Genomic DNA, 13,098 nt, shown 5'->3' with positions numbered 1-13,098 from the left:
TAGAGAGCAGGTCAGTCAATCTCGACATGAACGCTCGTGCTATGACCTGCACTGTCCACAACGACAAGATTGGCAAAGCCCGGTCCCGGATTGGGCACCTCGAATTCGTGCCGCCGCTGGCCTTTGACCAGAACCCGGCCATCAGCCAGGAGGGCAAAAGGCGCGCTGCCGCCGCGAAGTTTGACCACCAGAGGTGCCCCGTCCAGTGCCAGCCCCGCGCCATCTGGAGGGAATAATACCTGCGGGGCTGCCGCGTTCTGGGCAAAAACCGCGTCACGCGGACGGAAGCGGCGCAGCGGCAGCGGCAACTCGGCAGCCCCCAGAATCAGGGTTGCCGCTGGCGGTGCTGGTGGCGCAGTGACTTCAGGTTTTAGACGTCCAAAGGCCTCAAACAACACTGGTGCGGCCAGTTCACCTCCAAAGGCACCCGGTACCGGTGTGCCATCTGCACGGCCCATCCAGACGCCAATCACATGTTGCACATCCCATCCGATCGCCCAGGCATCGCGGTGACCGTAGGATGTCCCGGTTTTATAGGCCAGTACGTCGGCCCGCGCCCCAGGTGGGGGCGCCAGCCCGCGCAAGATATCCCCCAATTGCCAAGCAGCAACCTCTGACATCATACGGGACAGTTCCTGCGCACCGCTGGCCTGATCTGCCCGCAGCTGCATCCCCCTGCCACCGGCAGCTATCCCGGCATAGATCTGCACCAAATCCTGCAGGGAGGTGCCGATCCCCCCCAGGCTAATGGCCAGTCCAGGCTTGCCCCCTGGCAGCTGAGGCCTAGCCCCCCCGCGCCGCATCACCGCCAAGAGCTGCGCTGGACCGATCTCGCGAGCCAGCCGCACAACGGGGATGTTCAGCGACAGTTGTAGCGCTTCACGCACCCGCAGATCACCGCGAAACTCCCCATCAAAGTTCTGCGGCGCGTAGCCGTCAAACTCTATAGGACCGTCATGGATCAGGCTTTCAGGGTGGACCAGACCGGAATCAAAACCCAACCCATAGACCAGAGGTTTCAGCGTGGACCCCGGCGAACGCGCGGCCTGTGTCATATCGACAAACCCTTGGCGGGTGCTATCCTGATAGGAGGGCGAGCCCACCGAGGCCAGGATCTCGCCGCTGCGATGATCCACCGCCAAAAGCGCGCCTGAGACCCGCGCCCCGGCCCTGCGGGCTGCCTCTGCCACGAGGGTCTCCATTTTGGCCTGTAGCTGTGCATCTAGGGTTAACGCCAAACGCGATACACCAGGGCGCGCCGCCAAAATCCGATCTGACAGATGCGGCGCCAGACGTGGGAAGCCCTGCATCCGGCGCGGCAAGGGCGCCTGCCCCGCCACATCGACCTCTGTGGCGTTCAACAGCCCGGCCCGCATTAGCCGTTCCAGCACCCGGTCCCGGGCGGCACCAGCCGCCGCAGGTGCGCGATCCGGGCGGCGCCGCTCCGGCGATTGTGGCAAGGCGATCAACAAGGCCGCCTGAGAAGGCGTCAACCGCTTAGGCCCTTTGCCAAACCAGGCATAGCTCGCAGCCCGAATACCTTCGAGATTGCCGCCATAGGGCGCATGGGTGAGATACAGCGTCAGGATCTGCGACTTGGATAGACGGCGCTCTAGCGCCAGTGCCAGACGGATCTGGCGCAGCTTTCCAGCCCAGGCCCCAGTGGTGCCATCTTCCAGCAGCCGCGCCAGCTGCATGGTCAGGGTTGACCCTCCCGAGACGGTCCGCCCGTGCCAAAGCGCCTGCCCCGCGGCCCGCAACATGGCCAGGGGGTCAACCCCCGCATGGGAGAAGAACCGCTTATCCTCATAGGCGATCAGCATGGCGACAAAATCTCGGTCCACCTGCTCTAGCTGTGGCGCCATGCGCCAGATACCATCCCCCACCGGATAGACCCGCAACAGCGCTCCGTTCCTGTCCAGCACCTCAGTCGAGGTCTCAGCCAACGTCACCGGTAGCTCGGTCTCACTGATCCATTGTTCAAACCGCTGAAAACCCGCCACGGCAACGGCCATAACAACAGCCAAAGCAAAGCCCAGGTACCAAAGCCCCCATCCAGATCTGCTCCTTTGCTCAACCAAAGACGCAGACATGCGTGCCTTTGCTGTATAGCGCCAAATCACCGGACAATAACCGAACCCGCATCAGTATGCGCCCGATAGGCAGGACGATACATATCCTCAACCTGGGCCGCCGGACGATGAAAGCTCCCTGGCGTTACAGCACGGCTGATATAGGCCAGGGTCGCGGTTTTGCGCCCTGAGAGGTCAATCGCCGCCAAGAACCGGTCACTGCGGAACTCTGCATGTTCTGCCGAGCTGGGCTTCAGCCAAGCCAAATCGCGCAGATCCCCCGAGCGCAGCAGGTTGGGATTATCGATTTCAATGCCGGCCGCCAGCGGATCATTGACCATCAACCGCGCCCCCACGGCTTCATGCGGTGTGACCTTCAGCACAGTGACAAACCGCTCCCCGACCCTAAAGGCATCGCCTGGCAGTTCCTGTCCCTCCAGGCTGTAGTAGCTGCGCTCGATAGTATAGCCATAGCCACCGGCAGCGGGCGGGACTTCGGGCACGCCCAGGGTGGTCAGAGTGAGATCTGTGGCAGCGCCATTGGCGCTGGAGATCGACATCTCTGGCAAGCCCTGGCCACCTGCGACCTGCAAGAATGGCCCCTCTGAGGGTTGACCATTTACCAGCATCCCCGAAACCTCGGGGTTTTTGATCAGCGCATGAGCCGCCAAGAGCGTCCAAGCGGATTCCTGCGTCGACATCCGATCGGTATCAGCGGTGACACGGCGGCTCAGCATCTCAGCGCTGATCACGTCGGTGCCGGCCTCGGTGATCAAAGCCAGTACTGCCGCGGCATCGCGGCGCTGGGTACCATAATCTGCACGCCAGACCGGGCCTTCCCGCTCTGCCTGCTGCAGCAACTCTGCAGCGCGGGCAAACATCCTGTCAGCCCGGCGCTGGTCTCCATAGGCTGCCAGGGCCCCGCCAAGCTGCGCCGCAGCCAAGGGGGTAGCAAAGGCACGCGCCTTAACATCTGCATAGTAGCGCAGATCCCCCATCGAGGCGGCACCCTCGCGAGCAAGGACCAATAGCGCGTAGGCCACGTCCTCGCCGCCGTCATCAAAGTCAGAGGCATAGTTCAGACGATTACGCAGATTGTCCATTGCCCGCATAAATGCAGACTCAGGAACCGCGTGACCCTGCCGACGCGCCCGCGACAGGAAATCAGAGGCATATGCATCCAGCCAGAAGTCACCGCTTTCGGCCCGCCACAGGCCAAAGGCGCCGTTGCTGGCCTGGCGCGTCAGCACCCGCTGGATCGCCGATTGGATTCGGGCATCAACCTGAGGGCCGCGCCCCAAGCCCAGTGACTGCGCCACCGAAGACAGATAGAGCAGCGGCAACGCCTTAGAGGTCACCTGCTCAGTACAGCCATAGGGATATTGATCCAGGCTTGCGAGCAGGCCTGGAACATCAAATTTCGCCAGTGGACCTGCCGACAAAACCGCCCGTGCGGTCCCCTGCCTGAGCCCAGTAAAGACATCCTCCGTCAGCTGAAAACTGCTACCTTTGTTCAAAGTAAACCGGCGGGTGCTGGCCAGAACCGGATCGTTGGCCCGCACCGGCAGGCGCAAGACCTGGCTCAGATGCTTGCCATCCGGGGTAATCAGCGACAGGACCACCTCGGGGTCGCCCACATCCGTTGCCGTGACCGGCAACTCCAGTACCGCCTTACCCTGATCGCCCAGGGTGATGGATCCGGGTAAATTACCCAGCGTGATGCCAGCGCCCAGAGACTGCGCCAGTAGGGTCATCTCTCCGGTGGGACCATCGGCATGAACCAATTCGATACTGATACGACTTTGATCCCCAGGAGCCAGGAAACGTGGCAAGGACGCTGTGACAACAACCGGATCTCGCACCAGCATATCCGCCTCAGCCTGACCTACCGCGGTCTTCGACCAAGCCATGGCCATCAACCGCACGGTGCCATTGAAGGCGGGCAATTCCATCGGAAAAGCAACCATACCGTCGGCATCAACTTTCACAGCGCCAGAGAAGAAAGCCACCAGGTCCTGCGTGGGTGGTGGGGATTGCATCTGCAAGCCGCGATCTGCGTCGCCGCCAGAGCGCAGTTGCCCAAAAGCCCCGTTTCCCGGATCAATCAACCGTCCATAGATATCGCGCAGCTCCATGCCCAGACGGCGCTGGCCGTGGTAATATGCACTGGGGTCCGGGCTCTTGAACCCTGTGAGATTGAGAATACCCAAATCCACAGCAGCTACTGTCAGCCAGACCTCTTCGCCCGGTGCGGCGCCTGTAACGGAAATCTCCGCCATTTCAGTACTGCGGGGGCGAGCCACCTGAGGCACCTCGATGGCGACTTGCAACTCCTGTCCCGGTTGGATCACCGTGGCATGGGCCAGCCCCAATGCCCGGGTTGGGGTGCGGCTGGTCTTGCCAGTCAGCGGCTGTAACATCATTGCAGTGACATAAGCGCCGCTACCCCATTCCTGGGTGACCGTAAGCGGCACCAGCACTTCGCCCGCCTCGACTTCAACCGCGTGGCGTTCGATCACTTGGTTCGACAACACCGATATCAGCGCCGTTCCTGCGCTTTGTGGCACCAGCCGCAGCTGGGCCGTATCGCCGGGCTGATAGCTCTCGGCATCCAGGGAGATCTCCAACTGGTCCGGCGTGGCCGAGGCATCGGCGGGGGCGTACCACCCCGCATAGAAATCCAGGGCTGCCTCAACGTAGGCGCCATCCAGTCGTTCAATCACCAATTCATAACGGCCCCAATCCGTGGGCGCGGACAGCAGAAAAGGTGCTTCCTCCAGCAGGGCTTCGCCCGTGGCGACGCTTTTGCGACGGGTGCTGCGTTCCCAGTTCCAATTGCCATAAAGCTGATACCAGTGATAACGAGTCTCGATCCGGTTCAGGCTCCATTTCACCCGCATCGGCATCAGCCTTTGGTCCGGAGACAGGGCTATCAGCTCAAACCCCGCCTCTGTGCCCTCGGCAACCACACCATCGAACAAGGGCTTGATGCCCAGAATCGGACCAGAGGGGCGTACCGGCAGATCCATTGTGCGCTCAACCGGGCGACCAGATCCATCTGTCAGCCGGGTAGACAATGTGGCCTCAAAGGGCATGCCGGCGGCCTCAACCATCGGGAGCTCTACGGTTACGCGGGCTGCGCCACTGGCATCGGTATTGTCACCACCAAAATAGTTGCGCTGGCTGTCGCGCGGCGCATCAAAGCGGCCAAAGTGATATTCAGGCCACTTTTCCAGGGTGCTAACCGGGCGCAGGCGCAGATCGCCATCAATGCCCAGATCCGCCCCTGGTGCGCCAAAGAGATAGCGCGCAGCGATATCAAGCTGGGCAAATTCTCCGGGGCGCAAATTCTCCGCGTTGGCAATGCTTTGGTCAAAGTCAATCCTCTCTGGCATGAAATCTTCGACCAGAATTTGACGACTGGCCAGGGCTGGCGCTTTGACATCGCTCTTGATCTCTAATCGCCAGGTGCCGCGAGGTGCTGTGCCCCCCACTGGCAGAGCAAAGACATGCCCCCCCACCTCGCCACCGGTTGAGACATGGCGGCTGTATTCCACCCCATCTGGACGAGAGAGGATCGCGGTGAGCGGCAGGCCGTCAATCGCCTGCGCCCTGCTGTCACGGGTCAATGCGGTGACATGGATCACTTCACCAGCACGGTAGGCGCCCCGGTCGGTGGCCAAAAACACATCCACAGGCCCCGGAGAAGGTCGCCCCTCGACACCCCGATCGGACAGATCAAAGGCAGCATCTTTCAGGGACAGAAAAGCAAAATCCTCAACTCCATCCTCGCCCATGACCTGGGCCTGGAGCATTGCTGCAGCAGCACCGCCCCGCCCACGCGCCAAACCGGGAGCAAAATGCGCATAGCCGCTCGCGTCGCTCTCTGCCTTGCCCAGTACAGCATTGGCGTTGGAGATCAGCGTTACCTTAACTCCGGCGCGGGGCATGGCATCAGACAAGGCCTGCACCTGCACATGCAGCCCGTCGCTGCCGGACATGGTACTGAGGCCAAGATCCGTCAGGACAAACCACTGGGTGGCACTGGGGTTTTCATAGGGGTCAGCGCCCTTGTAACTGGCCGAAAGCGCATAGATGCCCACCGGCTGATCAGCAATGGCCTCAGTCAGAGGCAGGCGTGTGATCATATCTTGGTTCAGCGTGCTTTGCACCGTTGCCGTGCCGCTCCAGACCTCCTCTGCGATGTCGCTGGCAAAGTGCTCCTCCTGCCACTGCGACAGGGGGCGGCCAAAATAGCCATCCTGAATGCTGCGCAGCAGGTTGCGGTCGCTCACGCGACGTAGTTGCAACGTCACCTCTGTCAGGTTGACAGTCTCAATCGGCAAGGCCGCCTGATCGGTTTTGGCCAGCACATAGGCCCGCCCAGGGAAACGTACCGCTGGACTGCGGTCGCTGACATAATGGGTAAGCTCGACATCCTTGATCAGCGCATCCCCATTTCCTGCGGGCAGGCCACTGCGCAGGGTCATCCGGTAACGCCGCCCATGTTCGAGCCCTTCGATACAAAGCTCACGCCCCTCGGCGGTGGCCACAATACCTGGCGCCGATAGTTTAAGGTAATCCTCGTAGGTAACGCCGCTCAGCAGCAGGGGTTCGGAAAACTCGACGCAAAGACGCGGAGTAGCGCTGTCGCTTTGCACCCTGCTGTCAGTGACACGGAAGCCGTATTTCTCGATCATCCGGTCCAGCAGTCGTGCCGTATCCCGTCGCGGCGCGATTTCTTCGGCCAAACGCAGGAGCGGCAGCATATCCTTGCCCCGTCCCAATTGTTCGAGAGCCTGAGCCGCTGTAACCAACCCGTTGACCTGCACCTCATTGCCAGAGGCACGCAGATAGGCATTGAGGCCAGCCGCCAACGCCTGTTTGCGCATCTTCCGCTTGGTGCTGGTGTTTCCAGATGAATTGCTATGACGCAGCAGTACCGCAGAGTATTCAGCCCAAAGCCCGGCCTCATCACTGAGCGCAACCGCCTGCGCCAACCAACGCAGCGCGCCTGAGGTATTGCCGCCGCGGGCCTGGATTTGCGCCGCCGCAACCATGTCTTCCAGCGCCTCTCCTTCAGAGGGAAACAGGCGGCCAATCTCTTCAGCTGTCTGATTGGCCAGGGTCCAATCCCCCTTCCGCAGAGTGCTTAGCCTTTGAGCACGCGCTGTGCCTTGGGCCACAAGCTCGGCAGGCTGGATCTGTTTCAACGCGGAAATAGCCCCGATGAACTGCGAAGCTGTCTGCATTGTCTGTTTTGGGAAACAGGCGTTGGACCGCGAGTTGTACACAAAGCCAGAACAGTTGCTCTGCGCACTACAGGCCGCCTGGCACGACGTCAGATCGGTATCAAACAAAGCCTGCAAATCCGAACCATAATAGTCGGTATCCATAAATGCCTGATACCGCATCGATGGAATCACCGGTTCGGCCCGCGTCATGGTTGCGAAGAATGTTGCAAAAACAGTGATGTACGAAAGTGACAGGACGCTTGCAGCCGCCGAAAGGCAGCGGCCTGCACGCCCTTCGCTGTCCCTTCGCCACGCTGGTCGAAGAGCACCCAGATAAAACTCATGAACAAAAATATGGAACCGTGCAAAGAAACAAACTGGCATAACGCCCTCCTAAATCACTCATAGGCTGGCACGGGCTTAACGCCATAGCAAGAAATTCACGCGTAAGACAGATGCCAAGACCTTTAATTTTACACCCGACGTTCCTCCCCTTTTTTGGGGAAACTGTTTGTTATATTTGATGGAGCCCGCAGGGATGAGCCTTGCTGACAAACTCGCGGAAGAACGCCGGGCAAGACTGGCGGCGGAGCGGCTGCTTGAACTCAAGCAGGCCGAATTGTCAGCTGCGAATCGCAAGCTGGGCCGCCATGCGCTGGCGCTGACCAAACAGATTGGTGAAACCCAGGCAGAGGTGGCAACTGTCCGAGATGAAAATGCCAAGGTTAAATCAGACCTGAGCCAAGCCAATGAAAAGATCGAAACCGCCGAGCGAAGGCTGTGGCACTCGATCCAGGCTTTTCAGGATGGTTTCGCCTTTTTTGACGCCGACAGTCGGCTCATCGGCGCCAATACCGCCTATCTTAACCTTTTTGATGGGCTGGAGGAGGCCGCGCCGGGTATATCCTACATGCGCATCTTGCAGATCCTGACGGACGAAGGGTTGGTCAACACCGGCGAAATGAAACCCGATAGCTGGCGCGCTATGATGAGCGAACGCTGGTTATCAATGTCACCAGAGCCGGTGGTGATCCAGATGTGGGACGATCGCTATCTTCGCTTGATTGACCAACGCGGCCATGGGGGCGATGTGGTGAGCCTCGCGCTTGATATCACCACCTCAGTAAACTACGAGGAAGAACTGCGCAGCGCCCGTGAGCGGGCCGAAGCCGCCAACCGGGCCAAATCCGCATTCCTGGCCAATATGAGCCACGAAATTCGCACGCCTATGAACGGCGTTGTCGGCATGGCTGAATTGCTCAACGACACCACGCTGAGCGATGAACAGAAACTCTACGCCAATACCATCAAGAACTCAGGCGAAGCACTGCTTGTGATCATCAACGATGTGCTCGATTACTCCAAGATCGAAGCCGACAAGCTGGTATTGCACGAAGAAGTCTTTGATCTGGAACGCTGCATCCATGAAATCGTCATGCTGTTGCAGCCGACAGCCCGCGATAAAGGGCTCACGATTCTGGTGGACTACGATCTGTTCCTGCCAACCCAGTTTGTGGGCGACCCAGGGAGAATTAGGCAGGTCTTGACCAACCTGGCCGGCAATGCAGTGAAATTCACCAACGAAGGCCATGTAACGCTCCGCGTGACCGGCATTTCCAACCCCGAAGAGGGCACCTGTGCAGTGCACTGCATGATCGAGGACACCGGAATTGGCATCCCGGTAGAAAAAATCGATCACGTGTTCGGAGAGTTCAACCAAGTTGAAGACGAGCGCAATCGTAAGTTCGAGGGTACCGGTCTGGGACTGGCAATCTCGCGCCGTCTGATCGAATTGATGAAGGGTGAAATCTGGGTCGAAAGCGACGAAGGCAAGGGGTCTTGCTTTGGGTTCCGTATTCCCTTGCCCATCGTCGAAGGGAGCCATGCAGGCACGCCTAAGCTGCCCCAAAGCCTGCGCCACATTTTGCTAGTGGACTACTCCACCCTCAACAGTGAAATTCTTCAGCGCCAGTTGATGCTGCTCGGGGTGGAAACCACAACCGCTGACAGCGTCTCAGACGCCCTGAGCAAAATGAATGACGGCATTGATTTGATCCTTAGCGATCATGCCATTTCAGGTGGTGGTGGGCTAGAACTGGCACAACAATTGCGGCAGGGCGGCTGGCCAGACGCTCCCATGGTGATGCTCTGTTCAAACCCGCATGAGTACAACGCCACGGACATCGAAAATCTCAACATAGACCTGCTGCCCCGTCCCACCCCGCGTGGTGAGCTATTCGCCAAACTTGAAAGCCTCGGAAATGGGTTACTGGACAAGCAGGATGCCTCAGCACCTGCTGAAGACCAGCCACCCCAGATTGAGCAGCCCCAGCTTGAAATGGGCCAAATCGATACGGACCGAACTGAAACGCAACCAGGGTGCGCCGACCAGACCCTGGAAGAGGCCTATGCCGCCGACAATGCGTCCGCTCCCCCGCTGCCCGATCCCGAGCCAAGCGGCGCGCGGCAGATGCGCATTCTGGCAGCCGAAGACAACAGAACCAATCAGCTGGTCTTCCGCAAGATGGTAAAAGATCTCAATATTGAGCTTCAATTTGCCAACAACGGTGTCGAGGCGGTGGCTCTGTATCAATCCTTTGAACCCGATCTGGTTTTTATGGACATTTCAATGCCGGAGATGGACGGCAAAGAGGCCACAGGCGAGATCCGCAAGCTCGAAGCCCTCACAGGGCGACACGTCCCCATCGTCGCCCTGACAGCCCATGCCATGACCGGAGATTCCGATGGTATCCTGGCTGCTGGTTTGGATCACTATTTGACCAAGCCCCTGCGCAAGGCCGTTATCTTGGAGCGCATCCTGCAGCATGTCTCAGAAGGTTTCCAAGAGGTTGAGACGACCTCGGCCGCATAAGGTCCCGGTTCAAGCAGAGACCTTACGCAAGAACACTGGCTTCAGCGGCTCCGACATCTGTGGTTGGTAAGCATAGCCGCCGCTGTCAAACTCCTGCAAACTCGCAACATCGGAAATCCGGTTTTGAATCACATAGCGCGCCATCGCCCCACGCGCCCGTTTGGCATAAAAGCTCACCACCTTTGGGGTACCATTCTTGTCTTCCATAAAGACTGGCGTCACCACCTGCGGCTTCAGGGCTTTCAAATCAACCGCACCAAAATACTCCTGGCTGGCGCAGTTTACCAACACCTGCGACCCGGTTGTTTCAGCCTGCGTATTCAGCGCCTCAGCGATCTGGCTGCCCCAATATTCATACAGGTTCTTACCGCGTGGGTTGGTCAGTCTCGAGCCCATTTCCAACCGGTAGGGCTGCATCGCATCCAGTGGCCGCAGCAGACCATAAAGCCCCGAAAGAATACGGAAATGATCCTGTGCCCAGGCCAATTCGTCAGGATCCAGCGAACTGGCTTCCAGTCCCTGATAGGTGTCGCCTGCAAAGGCCAGCGCGGCGGGGCGAAGATCCTCGGCTTTGGGGTCTGAGGCAAAATCGCGAAACCGGTCGTAGTTCAGCTTGGCCAGATCTTCGCTGATATGCATCAACTTCATCAGCTCGGCCACCGTAAGGTCACGCGCCACAGCGTTCAAAGCGATGGCATCGCTCTGAAAGTCAGGGAAGGTCATCTCCTGATCTTGCTCCGACCAATCCAGCTTCTTGGCCGGGGACACCACTACCAGCATCGCGCGCTCCTTTGTTTCCGATTTGTTTCCTTTTTCCAGACTTAATCAGTCTGACGCAAAACGTCCAGAAAAGCGGGCAAGAATCTCTCAGCGCGACGCTCTCCCAGCAATATCGTGATGCTGCGGCTGTCCTCCGCACGCATCTGAGCCAGCTTTGCCAACATGGTAGCTGGACAGCTAAGCGGTTTCAGCGTGCCACAATCGCCACGGATCAACTGGCTCTGCGCATCCATCAAGGCGTCGTAGATCGTACCCGCGCCGGCCCGTGTTGCCAGTTTGCGGCGCTGGGGGTGCACTTGCTCTACGGCGCCATTGATCACCTCTAGAAACTCATCGCCATAGCGATCCAGTTTTTTTGCACCAACACCACCAATCCGCGCCATCTGGTCCAGGGTTTCAGGTCGGGTTTCCGCCATCTCAATCAGCGTCTTGTCGTTAAACACCACATAAGCCGGCACTTTTTGCGCCTCCGCCAACGCCCGGCGCTTGGCCTTCAGGGCCGACAGAAGCGGCGCATCTTCTTCGGACACCAGCATTTTAACCGCCGGACGGCGTTCGGCAGATTTGATGGTATCCTTGCGCAGGGAGATCTGCGCCCCCCCTTTCAGCACCGGCAGCGCTGCCTCGGTCATCCGCAGCGCGCCGTGGCGTTCGGGATCAGGGCGCACCAGATCATGGCCCATCATTTGCCGAAACACCGCCTGCCACTGGCGTTTGCTGTATTCCTTACCACAGCCAAAGACCGACAAATCGTTATGACCCTTTTCCCGCACCCGGTCGGTTTCATTGCCAAAAAGGATGTCGATCAAATGCCCAGCGCCATAGGTCTCATTGGTGCGCAAAATAGCCGAGAGCGCCTTGCGTACCGCCGTGGTGCCGTCAAAAACCTCCACCGGGCTATCGCAGAGATCGCAATTGCCACAGGGCTGAGACTCTTCTTCGAAATAGGCCAGCAGGCTCTGCCGACGGCAGGTCAGCGCCTCAGCCAATCCCAGCAAGGCGTTTAGCCGACCATGATCAGCAGCCCGGCGTTCGGGGGGGGCGAGACCCTCGTCGATCTGACTGCGGCGCAGACGGATGTCATCAGATCCAAAGAGCGTCAGCGTCTCGGCCGGGGCCCCATCACGGCCGGCGCGGCCAATTTCCTGATAATAGGATTCGATCGATTTGGGCAGATCCGCATGGGCCACCCAGCGAATATCCGGCTTATCAATCCCCATGCCAAAGGCCACCGTGGCCACCACGATTAGCCCATCTTCGCGCGCGAACCGCACCTCCACATCGCGACGCTCCCCTGCCTCCATGCCACCATGATAATGGCAGGCCGCATGCCCCGCATCCCGCAGGGCGCGGGCCAGGTCTTCGGTCTTGGCGCGGGTGCCACAGTAGACGATGCCCGACTGCCCCTTACGCGGCGCTGCAAACTCAAGGATCTGCCGTCGAGGACCGTCCTTGGCGGCAAAGGCCAGATGGATATTGGGCCGATCAAATCCACGCAGAAAGGCGCGCGGCGCATGGCCGTCAAACAGCTTGCGTGTGATTTCTTCGCGGGTCTCGGAATCGGCGGTGGCGGTAAAGGCCGCCAGCGGCACATCCAGCGCCTGACGCAGCTCGCCAATGCGCAGATAATCGGGGCGGAAGTCATGGCCCCATTGGCTGACACAATGGGCCTCATCCACGGCGATCAGGCTGACATTGATGCGATGCAACATGTTGAGCGTCGATCCGGATGCCAGCCGTTCTGGCGCCATGTACAACAGCTTCAGCTCACCTGCCTCTATGGCTTGCCAGACGGCCTCGGTCTCTGCTTCGGTATTGCCGGAGGTCAGCGCGCCTGCCGTGACACCAACGGCCTGCAGAGCCCGCACTTGATCGCGCATCAAGGCAATCAGAGGTGAAATCACCACAGTGATGCCGGCCCGTTGCAGCGCGGGCAACTGGAAACACAGGGATTTTCCGCCCCCTGTGGGCATGATCGCCAAGACGTTTTCGCCCCGCGTCACCGCATCGACGATTTCCTCCTGGCCGGGGCGAAAGGCATCAAAGCCAAAAATCTCACGCAGCAGCGGAGTGGCACTGCTCTCCGTCTCGGTGATCGCGGACGCGGCTGTCATGAAGTGGGACCTCGTTGGGTGCGGCT

5 protein-coding genes are annotated in these 13,098 nt (G+C 59.6%); 1 reads left to right on the top strand and 4 read right to left on the bottom strand.

Annotated elements, in window-relative coordinates:
- Positions 1–11: 11 nt before the first annotated feature.
- Complete coding sequence (pbpC, locus tag MED193_RS14760; protein WP_157041489.1) at positions 12–2,015, bottom strand: penicillin-binding protein 1C; 2,004 nt, start codon at positions 2,013–2,015, stop codon at positions 12–14.
- A gap of 104 nt (positions 2,016–2,119) precedes the next feature.
- A complete protein-coding gene (locus MED193_RS14755) occupies positions 2,120–7,486 on the bottom strand; it encodes an alpha-2-macroglobulin family protein (RefSeq protein ID WP_157041361.1) in 5,367 nt (1,788 codons plus the stop codon).
- Positions 7,487–7,844: 358 nt separating this feature from the next.
- Between MED193_RS14755 and MED193_RS14750 the strand changes: the two genes are divergently transcribed.
- On the top strand, positions 7,845–10,178 hold the full coding sequence (locus MED193_RS14750) for a response regulator (protein ID WP_039966231.1): 2,334 nt from the start codon (positions 7,845–7,847) through the stop codon (positions 10,176–10,178).
- 9 nt (positions 10,179–10,187) lie between these two features.
- On the opposite strand, the gene yaaA is transcribed toward MED193_RS14750, so the two are convergent.
- Both yaaA and recQ read right to left on the bottom strand, forming a co-directional pair.
- Positions 10,188–10,958, bottom strand: a complete 771-nt coding sequence (gene yaaA / locus MED193_RS14745; protein WP_009810541.1) for a peroxide stress protein YaaA — start codon at positions 10,956–10,958, stop codon at positions 10,188–10,190.
- A 41-nt stretch (positions 10,959–10,999) separates the two neighbouring features.
- Entirely contained in the window at positions 11,000–13,072 is a 2,073-nt protein-coding gene (gene recQ, locus MED193_RS14740; RefSeq protein ID WP_009810540.1) for a DNA helicase RecQ, read from the bottom strand.
- Positions 13,073–13,098: the final 26 nt, after the last annotated feature.

Origin of the sequence: Roseobacter sp. MED193 (assembly GCF_000152965.1) — a bacterium.
Taxonomy (GTDB): domain Bacteria; phylum Pseudomonadota; class Alphaproteobacteria; order Rhodobacterales; family Rhodobacteraceae; genus Pseudophaeobacter.
Note: the sequence above shows the minus strand (reverse complement) of the source record. Positions and strands in the feature narration are given on the sequence as shown.